Source organism: uncultured Porphyromonas sp. (assembly GCF_938039215.1).
In the GTDB taxonomy this organism is placed as follows: domain Bacteria; phylum Bacteroidota; class Bacteroidia; order Bacteroidales; family Porphyromonadaceae; genus Porphyromonas.
In genome coordinates this window covers 13,934-32,286 of the sequence record NZ_CALHVI010000015.1, presented here as the reverse complement: position 1 = coordinate 32,286, position 18,353 = coordinate 13,934, and the positions used below count along the sequence as shown (strand labels likewise).

Annotated in this window: 14 protein-coding genes; 8 read left to right on the top strand and 6 right to left on the bottom strand. The window is 55.1% G+C overall.

From position 1 onward, the window contains the following. The first annotated feature begins 53 nt into the window (after window positions 1–53). From Q0336_RS01865 to Q0336_RS01835, 7 genes are all read left to right on the top strand, one after another. Window positions 54–2,210 (top strand): S46 family peptidase, encoded by a 2,157-nt coding sequence (locus tag Q0336_RS01865; protein WP_298524952.1) that lies wholly within the window; start codon window positions 54–56, stop codon window positions 2,208–2,210. Between the two features lie 686 nt (window positions 2,211–2,896). Then, window positions 2,897–3,994: a DUF4831 family protein gene (locus Q0336_RS01860; RefSeq protein ID WP_298524949.1), complete on the top strand. Its 1,098-nt coding sequence runs from the start codon at window positions 2,897–2,899 to the stop codon at window positions 3,992–3,994. 84 nt (window positions 3,995–4,078) lie between these two features. Continuing rightward, entirely contained in the window at window positions 4,079–5,635 is a 1,557-nt protein-coding gene (locus Q0336_RS01855) for a peptide MFS transporter (RefSeq protein WP_298524946.1), read from the top strand. Window positions 5,636–5,672: 37 nt separating this feature from the next. Then, window positions 5,673–6,014 (top strand): hypothetical protein, encoded by a 342-nt coding sequence (locus Q0336_RS01850; RefSeq protein ID WP_298524943.1) that lies wholly within the window; start codon window positions 5,673–5,675, stop codon window positions 6,012–6,014. 98 nt (window positions 6,015–6,112) lie between these two features. After that, entirely contained in the window at window positions 6,113–7,105 is a 993-nt protein-coding gene (gene bioB / locus Q0336_RS01845) for a biotin synthase BioB (protein WP_298524940.1), read from the top strand. Window positions 7,106–7,125: 20 nt separating this feature from the next. After that, window positions 7,126–8,580 carry a sodium:solute symporter gene (locus tag Q0336_RS01840; RefSeq protein ID WP_298524938.1) on the top strand — a complete coding sequence of 485 codons (1,455 nt, stop codon included), beginning with the start codon at window positions 7,126–7,128 and terminating at the stop codon, window positions 8,578–8,580. Between the two features lie 18 nt (window positions 8,581–8,598). Further along, a complete protein-coding gene (locus Q0336_RS01835) occupies window positions 8,599–10,596 on the top strand; it encodes a TonB-dependent receptor (protein WP_298524937.1) in 1,998 nt (665 codons plus the stop codon). 102 nt (window positions 10,597–10,698) lie between these two features. Here Q0336_RS01835 and Q0336_RS08815 read toward each other — a convergent pair whose 3' ends face one another. The 6 genes from Q0336_RS08815 to tgt form a co-directional block, all read right to left on the bottom strand. Next, window positions 10,699–11,085 carry a CrcB family protein gene (locus tag Q0336_RS08815; RefSeq protein WP_366139513.1) on the bottom strand — a complete coding sequence of 129 codons (387 nt, stop codon included), beginning with the start codon at window positions 11,083–11,085 and terminating at the stop codon, window positions 10,699–10,701. A 23-nt stretch (window positions 11,086–11,108) separates the two neighbouring features. Continuing rightward, window positions 11,109–11,987, bottom strand: a complete 879-nt coding sequence (locus Q0336_RS01830) for a nucleoside phosphorylase (RefSeq protein WP_298524934.1) — start codon at window positions 11,985–11,987, stop codon at window positions 11,109–11,111. Between the two features lie 101 nt (window positions 11,988–12,088). Further along, complete coding sequence (locus Q0336_RS01825) at window positions 12,089–12,583, bottom strand: glutathione peroxidase (protein WP_298524931.1); 495 nt, start codon at window positions 12,581–12,583, stop codon at window positions 12,089–12,091. A 14-nt stretch (window positions 12,584–12,597) separates the two neighbouring features. Then, complete coding sequence (gene smpB, locus Q0336_RS01820) at window positions 12,598–13,059, bottom strand: SsrA-binding protein SmpB (RefSeq protein ID WP_298524928.1); 462 nt, start codon at window positions 13,057–13,059, stop codon at window positions 12,598–12,600. A gap of 15 nt (window positions 13,060–13,074) precedes the next feature. Next, complete coding sequence (locus Q0336_RS01815) at window positions 13,075–14,316, bottom strand: LptF/LptG family permease (protein WP_298524925.1); 1,242 nt, start codon at window positions 14,314–14,316, stop codon at window positions 13,075–13,077. A gap of 22 nt (window positions 14,317–14,338) precedes the next feature. After that, window positions 14,339–15,472 (bottom strand): tRNA guanosine(34) transglycosylase Tgt, encoded by a 1,134-nt coding sequence (gene tgt, locus Q0336_RS01810; RefSeq protein ID WP_298524922.1) that lies wholly within the window; start codon window positions 15,470–15,472, stop codon window positions 14,339–14,341. A 621-nt stretch (window positions 15,473–16,093) separates the two neighbouring features. On the opposite strand from tgt, the gene Q0336_RS01805 reads away from it, so the two are divergent. Further along, window positions 16,094–18,352 carry a TonB-dependent receptor gene (locus Q0336_RS01805; protein WP_298524919.1) on the top strand — a complete coding sequence of 753 codons (2,259 nt, stop codon included), beginning with the start codon at window positions 16,094–16,096 and terminating at the stop codon, window positions 18,350–18,352. Window position 18,353 lies beyond the last annotated feature (1 nt).

The following is an 18,353-nucleotide window of genomic DNA, read 5'->3' as shown; positions in this document are numbered from 1 at the left end:
TCTCTTGGGTGCAAACCTACGAGTATCACGCATCACAATACACAAGTAAATCTATGAAGCAACTTCTAAAGAAAGGCCTCGTCCTCGTAGCTGCTGCTCTATCCCTTGGTCATCAGGCTAAGGCAGATAAGGGTATGTGGCTCCTGAACGAGCTAACGAAGGAGAACATCGCCCAGATGAAGGAACTGGGCTTCCGTCTCCCCATCGACTCCCTCTACAGTCTGGACAAGCCCAGCGTAGCCAATTCGGTGGTCATCTTCGGTCGTGGTTGTACGGGTGTCACGGTCTCCGACAAGGGGCTCGTCTTCACCAACCACCACTGTGGGTTCGATGCCATCCAGTCGCAGAGCTCGGTCAATCATGACTACCTCCGTGATGGCTTCGTCTCTCAGAGCTTCCAGGAGGAGCTCCCCATCCCAGGGCTGACCATCAGCTACCTCTCCTCGATCCGTGATGTCACGAAGGAGATCCTCGCTAAGGTCAAGAAGCCCAAGGATGAGATCGACCGCCTCAGCCAGATCCGTAAGATCTGCGAAGGCATGGAGAAGGCTGAGTCTGCTCGTCTGAAGAGTCAGCACAAGCTCTCCATCATCCGTCCCTATTATGCCAACAACAAGTACTACCTCATCACCTACGATGTCTTCAGCGACATTCGTCTGGTCTTCGCTCCTCCAGGATCGGTAGGTAAGTTCGGTGGTGATACGGACAACTGGATGTGGCCTCGCCACACGGGTGACTTCTCCGTCTTCCGTGTCTATGCTGGCAAGGACAATCAGCCTGCTGACTATAGCAAGGACAATGTACCCTACACCCCCAAGTACCACGCTACGGTATCTACCGAAGGCTACGAGAAGGGCGACTATGCGATGACCATCGGCTTCCCTGGCTCGACCTCTCGCTACATCCCTTCGTTCGCTGTAGAGAACCGCATGAAGGATCAGAACGAGCCCCGCATCGAGGTACGTGGCATCAAGCAGGACCTCTGGCGTGCAGCGATGAATGCCGATCAGGCTACTCGCATCAAGTATGCTTCGAAGTACGCTCGTAGCTCCAACTACTGGAAGAACTCCATCGGGATGAACAAGGCCCTCATCAAGCTCGGTGTCCTCGACCAGAAGCGTGCCGAAGAAGCCTCCTTCGAAGAATGGGTAGCAGCCTCCGGCAAGAAGGCTCAGGCCTACAAGGGCATCCTCAAGGAGATGGAAGGTGCCTACAAGAAGCTCGGTAGCATCGAGCGTCAGTCCATGTACCTGCGTGAAGCCCTCATCGGCGGTACGGAGATCGTATCTGCCGCTCGCAGTCTGGATGATCCCGCCATGCTCAAGAAGCTCGCAGCTAAGACGAAGGAAGAGCTAGCTAAGAGCCTGGATAAGTTCTACAAGGACTATGTCCCCTCCCTCGACCAGCAGGTCCTCCCCGCTATGCTGGATATCGTCCGTCAGCGTGTCGATGCTAAGCGTGTCGCTCCTATCTTCGATATCATCGACAAGGAGTATGGTGGCAATACCAAGGCTTATGCAGATGCCCTCTTCGCTAAGAGTGTCGTCCCCTACAAGGATAAGCTCATCGCCACCATCCACCAGCCTAACGCTCTAGAGATCCTGAGCAAGGACCCCGCTGTCCAGCTATCTAACGAAGTGTGGGCGATCTACACGGGCTTCTCTGCCGAACTGAAGCCTCTCTACGAACCGATCGATCGTGGCAACCGCCTCTACTTCGCTGGTCGTCAGGAGCAGAACCCCTCCAAACCCATGCCTAGCGATGCGAACTCTACGATGCGCATGAGCTACGGTACGATCAAGGGGTACAGCCCTGCAGACGCTGTCGAGTATGACTACTTCACCACCAGCCGTGGTATCCTCGAGAAGAATAACCCCGAGTCTACGGAGTTCAACGTCTTCCCCTCGTTCCTTGATCTGATCAAGAAGGGTGACTGGGGTCGTTGGGCAGACAAGAAGGATGGTCAGCTCCATGTCGCCTTCGTCTCGACGAACGACATCACGGGCGGTAACTCCGGTAGCCCCATGTTCGACAAGAACGGTCGTGTCTTCGGTCTTGCCTTCGATGGCAACTGGGAAGCGATGAGTGGGGATATCGAGTTCGAGCCCAACCTCCAGCGCACCATCGGCGTAGATATCCGCTACGTCCTCTTCACCATCGACAAGTGGGGTAAGTGCCCTCGTCTGATCGAAGAGCTTAGCCTCCGCTAAGGCGCTCCTTCCGACATCATATCAGGCGACCCGTGCAAGTATATAGCTTGCACGGGTCGCCTGCTTTCGTTTTGCCCCGACGGATAGAGCTAATCCTCCCCCCTCTTCAAGCCTCTTCCACTCCTCTACCCAAAGTCGCTCCCCATCCCGTCTGAGCATCCCTTGTCTCCAAGGGCTTTGATGGGGCGAAAAACGACCTACTCAGGTCTTCAAAGTGCCCCATTCATGGGTGACGAGAGCGACCCATACATGGGGGGCATAGGTGATCCATCATAGAAGCCCCCGCCCCCATATTAGCTCTCCTCCCTATCCCAATGTGCCCCCATCTCCTTCCCCCAAAGTCGCTCCATACCCGCCCTCAACATCCTCTCTAAGTGCTCCAGCTGAAGAAGCAGAAAAACGACCTACGGTAGGTCGCTCTTAAAACCTACTGTAGGTCGCCTCACCGACCTACCGTGGGTCGCATCGACGACCTACCGTAGGTTTCTTTTGGGGGTATCCTTGGTGGGGGGAAAAAGCACAGCAGAAGGGGAAGCTGGAGAGCGGTGAGAGCAATGCCATTCTTCCCCTCAGCTTCCAAAAGGAGTCACCTTCCTCTTCCCGAGAAGCTAACCATTTGAAAATCCCTGCTTTTTTACTAGTTTTGCTAACAATTGTCCGCTCACTCATCAAGACAAAGATCCTACATGCAACGATTAGATCGCTGGATAGCGCTCCTCGGACTTATCCTGATCTCTGCCGCCTCCCTTAGCGCTCAGACCCGAGTCCGACGCTACGATGTGACGAAAGAAACAGATTACGGTATCGTCTATCGTCTACCACAGACAGAGATAGAGGTCGTACTCACCGTGCGAGAGCTCGTCTATACCCCTGGGGTCCTCGCCTCTTATGCGGATAGATACCTCAACAAGTGGGCTTCCGATACACCCGCTCATACCTATGAGCTCCTCTCTAGTGAACTACACACCATCGGACGCCCCGACTCCACCCATCAGTACCTCATCGCCTTCGACAAGAAGACGCTTGCTCCCTTCGTCAAGCTCACCGACACAGGCATCCTCTACTCCATCAACGGAGGCGAGGAACTACCCAAGAGTCTATCGGAAGTCCGCCCCGCCACACAGCTGCTCTTAGACAAGAGCTCGGACAAGGCCCTGCCTGCCCTAGCTCGTGAGTATTCGCAAGCAGGATCCAAAGCCAAGCAAGCAGAGATCGCTGCTAGCTACCTCTATGAGCTTAGGGAAAATCTGATGAATATCGTCACGGGCTCAGTAGACAATATGCCCAAGGATGGCGAATCTATGCGACTAGCTATCGAGCAGCTTCGCACAGAGGAGCGACGCACACAGCGCCTCTTCCTCGGAGATACCACAGAGCGTGTCACCCAGTATGTCCTGCACTACACCCCTTCGGGGCAGGAGCTCAAGGACTATACCCTCGCTCGCTTCTCCTCTGTCGCAGGTCTCACCTCAGCAGATGACCTCAGCGGAGCACCCATACGGCTCAGTCTACGCATTCTAGAGCATGCACCCGAGCTCAATGACAAGGAGCAAAAGAAGAAGGACAAGATGCTGGAGAATAGCATCGTCTATATCCAGCCTGGTGAAGCGCTTGTCTCCATCGACTATGAGGGTAAGAAGCTCACCGAAGAGAAGCTCCGACTCGCTCAGCTTGGTGCTCCTCAAGCATTGGCTCCGAAGATGCTTAACCTCAATCCCTCCAACACCACGGCCATCTACTTCGATATCCGCTCAGGTGCTATCCTAGACATCCGTCAGGAGTAAACGAGGGTAAATACTCACTTGCCTAATTCAACCTAGGAGTAAAGAATTACTTAATAACAATACTCATCCTAACAACCCAAACTTATGTTCAAAAATCATCCTAAGGGATTGATCGCGGCCTCTCTCGCAAACATGGGAGAGCGCTTCGGCTTCTACATCATGATGGCGATCCTCACGCTGTTCATCTCAGCCAAGTTCGGTCTGAGTGAGCAGGTGACAGGGTATGTGTACTCGGCCTTCTACGCTTCGATCTACCTCCTAGCGCTCGTCGGTGGAGTCATCGCTGACAGATCTAAGAAGTACAAGGCAACCATCGTCACCGGTCTAGTCGTCATGGCTCTTGGCTATGTGCTGATCGCCATCCCCACGCCTACGCCAGTACCCAACCTTCCTCTTTACCTCACGCTGACCTGCGTTGGGCTCGGAGTCATTGCGTTTGGGAACGGTCTCTTCAAGGGGAATCTGCAGGTACTCATCGGGCAGATGTACGACAACCCTCTCTACCAGAGTGCTCGTGACGCAGGCTTCCAGATCTTCTACATGTTCATCAATGTCGGGGGGATCTTCGCCCCATTCATGGCAGTAGGGATCCGCAACTGGTGGCTGAGCCACAATGGCTTCGACTACAGCGCTGAGCTCCCAGCTCTCTGTCATCAGTATCTGCGTGAAGGCGACCAGATGCCTCAGCAGGCTCTTGAGAACCTCCAGAGCCTCATGGGTAAGGTATCCACGAATGGTCAGACCTTCGATAGCCTGCACGACTTCGTCAATCAGTACCTCGAAGTCTTCAGCCGTGGCTTCCACTATGCCTTCATCGCTGCCGTAGTGATGATCTGCGTATCGATGGTTATCTTCCTCGCCAACCAGAAGAAGTTCCCCGATCCAAGCAAGAAGGAAGTCGCTGCCGATGGTGCAGTTGCTGGCAAGGAAGAAGTCCAGATGAGCGCAGCTGAAATCAAGCAGCGTATCTATGCACTCTTCGCTGTCTTCGGTGTCGTCATCTTCTTCTGGATGTCCTTCCACCAGAATGGTTACTCGCTGACCTACTTCGCTCGTGACTATGTAGACCTGAGCGTCATCAAGATCGACCTAGGCTTCACGCAGATCAAGGGAGCTGAGATCTTCCAGTCGGTGAACCCTATGATCGTGGTCTTCCTCACACCCCTTGTGATGTATGTCTTCGGTCGTCTGCGTGCTAAGGGTAAGGAACCCTCTGCTCCACGCAAGATCGCTATCGGGATGGGTATCGCTGCTCTGGCCTATGTCTTCCTCATGGTCTGCTCACTGGGTCTGCCCGAACAGAGCACCCTCGGCACGATGAGCGAAGCAGCTAAGCACGACATGCTCCTCACTCCTTGGGTCATGGTCGGGATGTACTTCATCCTCACGATGGCTGAGCTCTTCATCTCTCCTCTAGGCCTCTCCTTCGTATCGAAGGTCGCTCCTCCTCACCTCCAAGGGGTCATGCAGGGTGCTTGGCTCGCTGCTACGGCTCTAGGGAACTCGCTCCTCTTCATCGGTGGTGTACTCTACACGAGCATCCCTCTCTGGGCTTGCTGGCTCGTCTTCGTAGGTGCTTGTGCTGCCTCGATGATCACGATGCTTGCCATGGTCAAGTGGCTGGAGCGTGTAGCTAAGTAAGAGAAACAGCTAACCACATACAGACCAAAGGACTGCGATGCACCCTCAGACTACTCCACTACAGACTGCTAGCCAGCTCTGCTTCCGTCGCTGGACGCGGAGCCGAGCAGCCGTCTTCCGTAGTCTAGGTCAGTGCGTCACGATCGGGCATCTAGCTCTGAACGTCCTTGAGCGCTTGGCGGGTAAGACCACCTCGCTCGCAGTCCATATCGCTACGCTTGGTCTCCTCCGTATGGATGAGCAAGACGAGCTACAGGAGGAGACTCTTAAGCGTACCCTCTCGCTTGGCCTTGCCCCCACAGAGCAGAGCACTTCACTGTCACTAAGCACAGCTGAAGCGGGTAGTACCCTACCCTATACCAAGCATACTACTACTTAAAGCGTTGCCTCACCACCCTCAGCTCTCCGAGAGCGTATAGGGTGGTGAGGCAACGCTTCTTTATACGACCTCTTCCGATTTATCATTCATAGACGACTATGATCCAAGACATCAAAGCACGCATCCTCGCAGGTGGCGAGATCACCGAAGACGAAGCGCTTGCTTTGCTCTCCTCCCCCAACAAGGAGGAGCTCTACCAGGCTGCACACGAGATCACAGAGCACTTCATGGGCAATGCCTTCGACACCTGCTCGATCATCAATGCTAAGAGTGGCAACTGCCCAGAGGACTGCAAGTGGTGTGCTCAGAGTGCCCACTATGCGACCTCAGCAGAGCGCTACGCAGTAGTTAGCCCTAGTGCTTGTGTTGCTCAAGCTACCTACAACCACAAGCAGGGTATCGGGCGCTTCTCCCTCGTGGCAAGTGGCCGTAGACAGACCGACAGAGAGATCGATATGATGTCCGTCAGCTACCGTGCCATCAAGCGAGCTAACCCCGATCTCAAGTGCTGTGCTTCGCTAGGCCTACTCTCCGAGGCCCAGCTTCAGAAGCTTTTCGACAACGGAGTCACGACCTATCACTGCAACATGGAGACGGCACCGAGCTACTTCCGTGAGCTCTGCACCACACACACCCAAGAAGACAAGGAAGCGACCCTTGAGGCAGCACGACGTGTCGGGATGCGTGTCTGCTGCGGAGGCATCATCGGCATGGGCGAGAGCCTACGCCAGCGCATCGAATTTGCCTTCTATGTCAAGCGACTGGGGAGCTACAGCATCCCCATAAACATCCTCCAGCCGATCGAAGGAACACCTCTTGGCTCCTCTACACCACTGACCGAAGAGGAGATCCTCTCCACGATCGCAGTCTTCCGTCTCGTCAATCCCAAGGCCTTCCTCCGCTTCTCTGGCGGTCGTGCTCAGCTCTCCCCCGAGACACAGCGCAAGGCGATCTATGTAGGGATCAATGCTGCCATCACAGGCGATCTCCTGACGACGATCGGTCGCCAAGCAGAGGAGGATATGCAGATGATCAAGGACTGTGGCAAGGTCACTACCCAGCAGGACTGGGAGGTTCAGTACAATCACTAGTCGGTAGAGCTCGCTTCACTATGGCACAGGGCGTACTCCTTACGTTTGTTCTCTATCTGCTCTTCCTCTTCCTGATCACTCGGCTCACACGCCGAGAGGGGAGCAATGCTGACTTCTTCCTCGCTGGGCGTACCACCCCTTGGTGGATCGTCGCTATCGGCATGCTCGGCGACTCGATCTCTGGGGTCACTTTCGTCTCCGTCCCTGGGATGGTGCGAGGGATGGACATGACCTATCTCCAGCTCGTCATGGGCTTCTTCGTGGGCTATATCGTCATTGCCTACATTCTGCTACCCCTCTACTACCGACTGCAGCTCGTATCGATCTACACCTATCTAGAGCAACGCTTCGGTAAGCATAGCTACCGCACAGGAGCACTCTTCTTCTTAGTCTCGAAGCTCTTCGGAGCTGCAGCGAAGCTCTTCCTCATCACGCTCATCCTTCAGCAGCTAGTATTCGCTCCGCTGGGTGTCCCCTACCCCGTGACGGTCCTTGCAGTGGTAGCGATCATCTGGCTCTACACACAGCGTGGCGGGATGGGCACGATCATCTGGACGGATGTCCTTCAGACAGCTTGCCTCGTGCTCGCCCTTGTGCTGATCATCTATGTCGTCTCTGCGGAGCTCGGTCTAGATCTCCCTGGCATCGTCCGTCTCGTGCGTCAAGATCCGCACAGTCGCATCTTTGTCTTTGATGACTGGACAAGCCCCCTCTACTTCTGGAAGCAGATCGTCAGTGGGACCTTCATCGTCATCGTGATGACGGGGCTTGACCAGAACATGATGCAGAAGAACCTCACCTGCCGTACCCTCCGAGAGGCTAGGACCAATATGCTGACCTATGGCTTTGGATTCCTTCCGCTGAACCTCCTCTTCCTTGTCCTCGGGATCCTACTCCTCCACTATGGAGAAGCTCATGGCTTGACCCTCCCCGAGCGGGGCGATGATATCCTACCCTTCCTAGCCTCTGGCTATCTCGGCTCATGGGTCTTGATCTTCTTCACGCTGGGGATCACAGCAGCCTCCTTCTCCAACGCTGACTCCGCCTTGACAAGCCTCACGACCTCGGTCTGCACCGACCTCCTCGGGATGAAGCTCGATGGAGATCACTCCAGCGAACGTAAGCGCTGGTGGATCCACCTCGGGATGTGTGCAGCCTTTGCTCTGATGGTGCTCTTCATCGGGAGCATACAGCAGAGTTCGCTACTCAACACGATCTTCACCGCCGTCTCCTATACCTATGGTCCTCTCTTGGGACTCTATGCCTTTGGGCTCTTCACCCGACGAGGTGTACGGGATCACCTCACTCCCTACCTATGCCTACTCTCTCCCTTCGTCAGCTATGGCCTCTCGCTGACTCTAGAGACACTTTGGGGCTATAAGGTCGGCTATGAGATCTTACTCTTCAATGGACTCTTCACCTTCCTTGGGCTGTGGATCCTTCGTGATCCAGAGAAGAAGGAAGTACACGTATAACCAATCATTTATTTACAGATGCAGCAACTAAACTTGCTCTCCTGCTCCGTCCTCCGCTTCCGACGTATGACACGCAAAAGCTACGGAGCCTTCAACACCATGCACCGAGTCATCAACATCGGTACACTCTCCAGCCTTGCCCTAGCCTGCGCTTACATCTCGACGGCTAGTGCCCAGAATGTATCTGCCTCAGCTCCCCAAGCCATAGAAGGTGAGCCTGAGAAGGAGATCGATCAGGTCACTGTGACCGCATCCAAGGTCGCTACTCCGCTCAACGAAGCGACACGTCTCGTCACCGTCATCTCCGCCAAAGAGATTGCGCAAACTCCTGCACGAAGTATCCAAGAACTCCTGACCTATGTCGCAGGGATCGATGTCGCTCAGCGTGGCGCACAGGGAGTACAAGCAGATATCTCCATCCGTGGGGGCTCACATGATCAGACCATCATTCTCCTCAATGGCATCAACCTCAGTAGTAGTAAGACTGGGCACCTAAGCTTCGACTTCCCCATCAATCTCTCTGACATCGAGCGCATCGAGATCCTCCGTGGGCCTTCTGCTCTGATCTACGGAACGGGGGCCTTCTCTGGTGCCATCAACATCATCACCAAGCACGACACCGAGAAGTCGCTCTATGCCAAGGTATCTGCAGGGATGCACCGCCTCACTGGAGCCGAACTTCGTGGTGCACTTGCCCTAGGGAAGACACAGAATAGCCTCTCCCTCAGCCGTAGATCCAGCTCTGGCTACCGCCCTAATACCGACTATGAGATCTACAATGCACTCTGGCAGTCTCGTCTCGCTCTATCGGGAGAGAATAAGTTCGACCTACAGCTAGGCTATAGTGATAAGCAGTTTGGCGCAAATAGCTTCTATTCCCCTAAGTATCCCAACCAGTACGAACACACCCACCGTGCTGCTGCTTCACTACGTGGTGACCTTGGCTCCTCCCGTCTTCGCCTACTGCCTACGCTCTACTGGGACCATGAGTTTGACCGCTTCAACCTCATCAAGGGCTCGACCATCGGTCAGAATCACCACATCGTGAATAACTACGGAGCAGGGCTTATCATGAACTACAGCTCCATTCTTGGGACTACGACGCTCGCTGGTGAACTCCGCTACGAAGAAGTCGTCGGCAATAAGCTAGGGACACCTCGATCCAAGCCCGAGAGCTACTACACCAAGCACGGAAGCCGATTCAATACGAATCTGAGCCTAGAGCACACCGTGAAGCTAAACAAGTGGTTGATCTCGGCTGGTGGTCTCCTCAGCCATAACTCCCTACTGAAGGACAAGTACAACTTCCTCCCATCGGTAAGCATCAACTACCACCCCTTAGATCGATGGAGCTTCGTTGCTACTTGGAGTAAATCCATGCGCCTGCCCACCTTCAATGACCTCTGGTATTCTGACCCCAACCACAAGCACGGGGATAATATACAGCCTGAGTATGCACATTCCTTCGAGGGGATCGTCAAGTACCAGACTTCGCTCCTTCGGGCACACCTCTCCTACTTCTTGATGAAGGGAAGTAATCTCCTTGACTGGGTGAAGTTCGATCCCACAGAGGCCTTCTTCACCTCGCATAATATCTCAGAGCTCACAAACCAAGGGATCGAAGCAGGTCTTACGCTACGTCTTGCCGAATACCTCCCCTTGCTCGGCGATGGAGGCAAGCTCAGCCTCGACTACCTCTACATGACGCAGAAGCACCATGCTCCTAGTGTCGCCGTATCGAAGTATGCTCTGAACTATCTGCGCCACAAGTTCACCGCTCAGCTTGCCCACCAGGTATCAAAGCGCATTGAAGCTCTCTGGGCTCTTCGCTACCAAGATCGAGTCAATCAGCCTTCTCCCTTTGCTACACTTGATCTGAAGATCGACTACCTCATCAATCGCCACCTGCGTGTAGGTCTCGAGATGAATAATCTCACCGATACGCAGTACTCAGATATCGCAGGGGTACCTCAGCCTGGCTTCTGGCTCTCAGGCAATATCAGCTATCGCCTCTAGCTATCCCCATTAGCAAATGGTAAGGCTCCAGACCGTGCCCTCTCAAGAGAGGTACACGGTCTGGAGCCTTCACAATATAAATAGGTCGCAGCTAGAAGCGATCTACGAGCGCCCCCAGCGAAATCCTAGGTAGACAAGGAGGAGGGCGCAACAGACACTAAGTAGGAGGTAGCAGCAAGCTTGAAGATACGATCCACTCCGCAGATAATGGAGCACATCGGAAGAGAAAGTAGAGAAGGTCGTAAATCCACCGCAGAGTCCAATAATGAGGAGATAGCGATACCCCTCGTTCAGTCCTACCTCTCGAGCGGAGAGTCCAAGCAGGTAGCCAATCAAAAGCGAACCCAAGGCATTGACCCCGCAGGTTGTCCATGCCGTAGCATGACCAAGCAAGCGAGCTACACCCCACCCCATGAAATAACGGAGGAGGCTACCTAAGCCTCCTCCTATAAATACGAAGAAGATCGCTCGAAGCGAAAGAGTCTCCATCGAATAGTCAAATGAATGCTGATCTAGATACGCTCAAGGACGAGGTCAATCAGCCCTTCGATACTACCCTTATAGTCGGTATTCATGTTCTGAGCCTTACGCCCTGCGATGATACAGCACACGGTCATCGCACGATGCCCCATGAGTGCCGCTAGACCTGCCAGCGAAGAGCTCTCCATCTCATAGTTCGTCAGATGGCGACCTTCGAAGTCAAAGGCTTGGATCTTCTTATTCAGATCGGGATCTTGCAAGGGGAGACGAAGCTGTCTTCCCTGAGGCCCATAGAAGCCATTCGCTGCGATGGTATTTCCTCGAAGGATATCATCCTTACAGATCTGCTCAATGAGATCGGGGGAAGCAGCTACTACGTAGGGACGAAGACCTTCAACTCGCCAATCCAGCTGCTTGATAAGCGCTTCCTCGAAGGCTCTATTACGGATGCGCTCGGTGCCTGCATAGAAGTAGATCACACCATCGAAGCCCACCGAATGCTCGGCAGCCACATACGTACCGATAGGAGTCTCATCCTGCAAGCCTCCAGAGGTACCGACACGGACGAGCGTGAGCTGACGGAAGTTCTCCTTCTCTTGACGGGTCTCGAAGTCAATGTTCGCTAGGGCATCGAGCTCATTGAGGACAATGTCGATGTTGTCCGTCCCGATCCCATGGCTGACGACACTGATACGCTTACCTTGATAAGTACCTGTGATCGTGTGGAACTCTCGGCTCGAGACATTACACTCGATCGAATCTAAGCGAGAGGCTACCATATCGACTCGTGCGGGGTCGCCTACGAGGAAGACTCGATCAGCGAGTTGCTCGGGACGAAGGTGCAGGTGGAAGACCGAGCCGTCACCATTGATGATCAGCTCTGAACTGGGGATTGTGCGTTTATCCATCATCGTTAATTCTATCTAGGGGTTCTAAGAAAAGCTTCCCCTCTCTATGAGTAGGGGGAGCTCGGTGCATCTAAGTTAGTAAAAACTAAGAGGAGCGCCGTCTTCTAGAGGTCTTGGGGAGCGGCGAGGAAGCGCTTGATGGCAGGCTCGAGGGCTTCGGGGCGAGTCATCGGCGCAAAGCGGAGGACCTCCTGCCCGTCCCGAGAGATGAGGAACTTGGTGAAGTTCCACTTGATCCAATTACCAAGCACCCCAGGTGCTCTCCGCTTGAGGTAAGTGAAGATAGGATCGGTATCTCGGCCGTTGACGGAGATCTTCTTCATCATAGGGAAAGTCACCCCATAGCTACGCACGCAGAACTGCGAAGCCTCTAGCCCCGTCTTCAGCTCCTGTCCTAGGAACTGCCCGCATGGGAAGCCTAGGATCACAAGCCCTGCGTCGCAATACAGTTCGTAGAGCTTCTCGAGGCCAGCGAACTGAGGGGTCAAGCCACACTTACTTGCGGTATTGACGATGAGAAGGACCTTGCCTCGGTACTGAGAGAGGCGCACGGGCTCACCCGAAGGGGTCTGAGCGATGAAGTCGTAGATGGTCTGCATGGGAGGATCTTTAGTTAGCGCTTCATAGCTCGATCCATCTCACGGCGGTCGTCGCGCTCACGCATCGTAGCACGCTTGTCGTAGACCTTCTTCCCTCGGGCAGGGGCAATGACGACCTTCGCTAGCCCTCGGTCATTGATGAAGATCTTGACGGGGACGATGGTCACGCCTGGGCTCTGGACATAGCCTTCGAGCTTGCGAAGCTCCTTGCGACTGAGCAGGAGCTTGCGGTCTCGGCGAACCGCATGATTGTTGTACGAGCCGTAGAAGTACTCGCTGATATTAGCGCCCTTGAGCCAAAGTTCACCGTTGTGGAAGTAGCAGAAGGCATCCACTAGGCTGGCTTTACCTTGGCGAAGGGACTTGATCTCGGTCCCGACGAGGACCATCCCAGCGGTATAGGTATCGAGGAGCTCGTAGTCGAAGCGAGCACGGCGATTTTGGATAGAGACGGCTCGCTGTATCTTTTCTTTCATAGACGGGATATCGTGTTATTGGGGAGCCTTGCGCCAGAGGAAGAGGGCGGCTAGGACGAAGGCGACATTCGGAAGCCAAGCGGCGATCCACGGTGCCATAAGTCCGACATTGGAGACCTGCGCCGTCAGCGAAGTCGCAAGGATATAAGCCAGACAAAGCGAGAAGCCGATGACGAGGTTGATCCCGAGTCCATTCTTCACCTTCTTCGCCGAGAGGACAGCGCCGATGAAGGTCAGGATGAAGGCAGAGAAGATCGCCGCATAGCGGTTGTGCAGCTCGGTCTGGAAGAGACGGGTATTGCTGGCTCCTCGCTCCCGCTGTCGGTCAATGTAGCGGGTAAGCTGGTCGTTGCGCATCTTCGCCACGTCCTTCTCATTGACTAGGAAGTCCGAGGGACGAATGCGGAGATTCGTATCTAGGTCGTAGCCCACGGTGTCGGAGGACTTCAGCCCTTCGAAGCGACGGATGTGGAAGTCCTTCAGATGCCATCTATCCAAGGTATCGTAGACGGCTTCGTCCGAAGTCATCCGTGAGACGAGGCTGTGCCCCTTGAACTGATCCACCGCCAGCGACGTAGCTACCCGTGAGAGGCTTTCGTAGTCTCGTATATAGAGATAGGTATCCTTGGCGATGGCGATCTGGATGTTGGAGGTGTAGCTTTCGGACTTGCTCTTGAGGTACTTCTGCTCGAAGTCAAGGCGCACACGGTTGCCGGCGGGGATCACAAAGCCATTGAGCACGTAGGTGAAGGAGGCTATGATAAGCGCCGAGACCATGTAGGGACGCAGGAGTCGGCGGAAGCTCATTCCGCTGGCGAGCATTGCGATGATCTCCGAATTGGCAGCCATCGTCGAGGTGAAGAAGATCACCGAGATGAAGACGAAGAGCGGGCTGAAGAGATTGGCGTAGTAGGGGATGAAGTTGAGGTAGTACTCGAAGAAGATCGCCGACAGGGGCACTTCGGGCTTGAGGAAGTCGGTGATCTTGTCGTTTACGTCGAAGACCACCGCCACCGCCAGGATCAAGCCGATGGAGAAGAGGAAGGTGGTGATGAAGGTACGCATGATGTACCTATCCACTCGTCCGAGCCAAGGGCGGTAGGGCTTCTTCGCCTCGGGCTCAGATGTAGCGGGCTCGCCCTCTAGCGTAGAAGGCTCGGGCTCTGTCGTGGAGTGCCCATCGGCAGAAGCCTCTCTGGGCTCTGCTGTATCGTGCACCTCGTGGAGCTCTTCGTCGGAGTGGGGAATGGAACTCATAGCGACTCGGGGGAGAAGGGGCTTAGAGGCGGTTATCGAGCTGGCGCACCATCTTGTCCTTCCATTCGGAGAAGTCTCCGAGGAGGATATGCTCACGAGCCTCGCGGACGAGGCGCAGGTAGAAGGCGAGGTTGTGGATCGAAGCGATCTGAAGGCCTAGGATCTCGTCGGCCTTGATCAAGTGGTGCAGATAAGCAAGGCTGTACTGCTGATCGACGAAGGACGTGCCCTCGGGATCGATGGGGCTGAACTCCTGCGCCCACTTGGCGTTGCGGATATTGATCGTGCCGTAGCTGGTGAAGAGCTGGCCGTTGCGCCCGTTGCGGGTGGGCATGATGCAGTCGAACATATCGACACCACGGGCGATGTTCTCCAGCAGGTTGATCGGCGTGCCTACGCCCATGAGGTAGCGGGGCTTGTCCTTGGGGAGGATGCTGTTGGTGAGCTCGACCATCTCGTACATTTTCTCCGTAGGTTCGCCGACAGCGAGGCCACCGATGGCATTGCCCTCAGCACCAAGCGAGGCAACGTATTCGGCGGCCCGAGTACGCAGCTCGGGGTAGACGCAGCCCTGCACGATGGGGAAAAGGCTCTGATGATAGCCGTAGTGCGGATCGGTCTCGTTGATGCGATTCACGCAGCGGCGCAGCCAACTTTCGGTCAGCGCCAGCGACTTCTTCGCATAGTGGAAGTCCGCGTCTCCGGGGCAACATTCGTCGAAGGCCATGATGATGTCCGCACCGATGATTCGCTCGATGTCCATGACTCGCTCGGGGGTGAAGAGGTGCTTGGATCCGTCGATATGGGAGCGGAAGGTCACGCCTTCGTCGGTGATCTTACGTCGGTGCGCCAAGCTGAAGACCTGATAGCCTCCGCTGTCGGTGAGGATGGAGCCGTCCCAGCTATTGAAGCGGTGCAGGCCGCCCGCCTTGTAGAGCGTGTCGAGACCGGGGCGCAGGTAGAGGTGATAGGTATTCCCCAAGATGATCTGCGCACGGATGTCGTCACGCAGCTCGGGCATATGGACGGCCTTGACCGAGCCGACGGTGCCGACGGGCATGAAGATGGGCGTAAGGATCTCTCCGTGGTCAGTCTCTATGCGGCCGGCACGTGCGGCGGTCTTCGTACAAGTCTTATGGATATCGAATTTCAGCATCGTTGTCTTTGATTGGCTAGGGGCGCTCCCCGAAGGAGGTGGGACTTGGCCGCCCAAGCTCTTGTGGAATGCAAAGATACGGCATCTAGGGCAATATCTGCCGATGGCCTCGAAGGCTTTTCGCCAAGCGCTCTTTCGCCCTTCGGAGCGCCCCTTCTCCAGCCCGCTCTTACGAAGCCTCGGGGAAGGCTTCAGCGGGGGCAAAAAGGACACTCGGCGAAGGGCTAAAATTTCCGTATATAAGAAAATTTATTTCCGCATATACGGAAAAATATTTTCGCATATGCGGAAATTTATTTTCGTGCGCACAGAAATTTTTCGCCTTGCGGAAAGGACTTTTTCGCCCCTCGAAAGACGAGCTTTTTCACCCCGAAAGAAGACCCATCGGGGCTATAAAAGAAGGTAGATCGGAGGCGCTTCGGGGAAGAAAAACCCCCATTTTTAGGTATTTCATAGCGGAGAGAGATGATATACCTTTGCGGGCGAGATTGCCTAGGTTACTGGAGGAACATCCTCTGCTCCACAGACACGTATTATTATGTATAGCCTTTTATCTGAACCAGAGAAGGCTAGCCAACTCGTGCGCCTAGAGAACACAAAAAGACAACACTATAGACAAATATGTACCACACAGCTAGACGACTAGCCATTACACTGTGCCTTGGCTCCGTGACCCTTGCAGCGAAGGCGCAAGTAGCCCCGACAGATAGCCTCGGCGAAGTGAGGGACTCCGTCCGCCGACTTGACGAGGTCGTGGTCTATGCTCGGCAGATGCTGGGCAGCAAGTTCGAAGCGCGCAACCGTACGGGTTCAGCTTATTACCTTTCGCCAAAGGAACTGAAGAAGTTCGGCTACACAGACATCAGCCGTATGCTACGTGCCGTGCCGGGCGTGAACATCTACGAAGAAGATGGCTACGGCCTACGCCCAAACATCAGCCTGCGAGGGACGAAGGCCGAGCGCAGCGAACGTATCTCGCTCATGGAAGACGGGATCCTTGCAGCCCCCGCCCCTTATGCCGCCCCTGCCGCCTACTACTTCCCCAACGTAGCCCGCATGTATGCCATTGAGGTGCTCAAGGGAAGTAGCCAAGTGCAGTACGGCCCCTTCACCACGGGGGGCGCTGTGAACATGGTATCGACCCCCATCCCCAAGAGCTTCCAAGCAGGCCTCCGCACTTCCTATGGGAGCTTCGGCACCTTCAATACCTACGCTCATCTGGGTAGCGACCACAAGCATGTCGGTTACCTAGTCGAATACCTTCGCTACCAATCGAAGGGATTTAAGAAGGATGAGCCCAATGAACGAACAGGCTTCTACCGCAATGATGTCGTCGGAAAGCTCCGCATTCATAGCGACGAGGATGCTGAGATCCGTCAGGCACTGGAGTTGAAGCTCGGCTTCTCGAACGAACATTCCGATGAGAGCTACGTAGGGCTGAGTGAGCAGGACTTCGCCTCCCGCCCCTATTACCGCTACCGTGGTGCCCAGATGGACCAGCTGCAGACTCGCCACACGCAGACAGCCTTGACCCACCTCATCGACTTCACGGGCGGACTGAAGGTGACGACGAGTGCCTATTACAATTACTTCTGGCGCAACTGGTATAAGCTCAACGACGTGCGCATCGGAGACCAGAAAGGCGAAAAGCGAAGCATCGAAGAGATACTAGCCGACCCCGAGACCAATGCCCGCTACCTAGACATCCTCACCGGTGCCACCGACCGCCTCGGCGAAGCGCTTATGCTTCGAGCCAACCAGCGCTCCTACCATTCGCGTGGGATACAGACGAAGGTGGAGTATCGCCTCCCCTTCCTCTCGAGCTACCTTCTGCTCGAGGCCGGAGCCCGCTATCATGCCGACCTAGAAGACCGCTTCCAGCACGATGATAGCTACTCCATCGAAGGCGGGAAGATGAGCCTCTTCCGTGCGGGACAACCCGGCTCGCAGAGCAACCGCATCACTACTGCCCACGCCTTCGCATCCTATCTCCTTGGGAAGTGGTCACGGGCGGGATGGACCATCACCGCTGGGCTTCGTCTCGAGGACGTAGAGCTGTACAAGCGAGACTATACGACCAAAGACCCAAGACGCACGGGCCACCTACGCATCGAGGGAAGGAACCATGCTACCGCACTCCTTCCTAGCCTCGGGATCAACTACCGCATCCTTCGTCCCCTCTCCATATTCGCAGGTATCCATCAGGGCTTCGCTCCCCCAAGCGTGATGACCTACTACCAGCAGAAGCCCGAGAAGAGCATCAACTTAGAAGCAGGGATACGCCTCACTACAGAGGATCTGAAGGTAGAAGCGATCGGCTACTACAATGACTACTCCAACATGCTTGGCAGTGACCTCGCCGCTGCGGGCGGACAGGGTACGCTAGATCAGTTCACCGTAGGAGCAGCACGTGTACAGGGGCTTGAGTTCTTAGCCTCTTGGCAACCCCTGCCTAAGAGCTGGGGAGTACGCCTTCCCCTTCAGGTCAGCTACACCCTGACCGATACCCAGATGAAGAACGAGTTCTATTCCTCCGCTTGGGGGGAAGTCTTCGCAGGGGATGAACTGCCCTATATCTTCCGACATGCAGCGAATGCCCAGCTCGGGCTAGAGTACAAGTGGCTAGAAGCTAACCTCAGCGTCCGCTACAACTCGGACATGCGCACGACCCCAGGGCAGGGACGTATCGCCAAGGCACATCTTATTCCTAGCCATACGATCCTAGACGCATCACTCAAGGCGCGCCTCAACCGCCACCTCACCCTAAGCCTCAACGCTGTGAACCTAGCGAACAAGGTCTATCTCGTCTCTCGTCATCCCTCTGGCCTCAGACCCGGTCATCCCTTCGGTATCTATGGCGGAGTACGTATCAACCTCTAAT

Coding starts and splice junctions, on each gene's coding strand:
- Q0336_RS01850 (WP_298524943.1), top strand. CDS start 5,673: ATGCACCCTCAGACTACTCCACTACAGACTGCTAGCCAGCTCTGCTTC.
- smpB (WP_298524928.1), bottom strand. CDS start 13,059: ATGAAAGAAAAGATACAGCGAGCCGTCTCTATCCAAAATCGCCGTGCT.
- Q0336_RS01830 (WP_298524934.1), bottom strand. CDS start 11,987: ATGATGGATAAACGCACAATCCCCAGTTCAGAGCTGATCATCAATGGT.
- bioB (WP_298524940.1), top strand. CDS start 6,113: ATGATCCAAGACATCAAAGCACGCATCCTCGCAGGTGGCGAGATCACC.
- Q0336_RS08815 (WP_366139513.1), bottom strand. CDS start 11,085: ATGGAGACTCTTTCGCTTCGAGCGATCTTCTTCGTATTTATAGGAGGA.
- Q0336_RS01855 (WP_298524946.1), top strand. CDS start 4,079: ATGTTCAAAAATCATCCTAAGGGATTGATCGCGGCCTCTCTCGCAAAC.
- Q0336_RS01860 (WP_298524949.1), top strand. CDS start 2,897: ATGCAACGATTAGATCGCTGGATAGCGCTCCTCGGACTTATCCTGATC.
- tgt (WP_298524922.1), bottom strand. CDS start 15,472: ATGCTGAAATTCGATATCCATAAGACTTGTACGAAGACCGCCGCACGT.
- Q0336_RS01835 (WP_298524937.1), top strand. CDS start 8,599: ATGCAGCAACTAAACTTGCTCTCCTGCTCCGTCCTCCGCTTCCGACGT.
- Q0336_RS01825 (WP_298524931.1), bottom strand. CDS start 12,583: ATGCAGACCATCTACGACTTCATCGCTCAGACCCCTTCGGGTGAGCCC.
- Q0336_RS01805 (WP_298524919.1), top strand. CDS start 16,094: ATGTACCACACAGCTAGACGACTAGCCATTACACTGTGCCTTGGCTCC.
- Q0336_RS01865 (WP_298524952.1), top strand. CDS start 54: ATGAAGCAACTTCTAAAGAAAGGCCTCGTCCTCGTAGCTGCTGCTCTA.
- Q0336_RS01840 (WP_298524938.1), top strand. CDS start 7,126: ATGGCACAGGGCGTACTCCTTACGTTTGTTCTCTATCTGCTCTTCCTC.
- Q0336_RS01815 (WP_298524925.1), bottom strand. CDS start 14,316: ATGAGTTCCATTCCCCACTCCGACGAAGAGCTCCACGAGGTGCACGAT.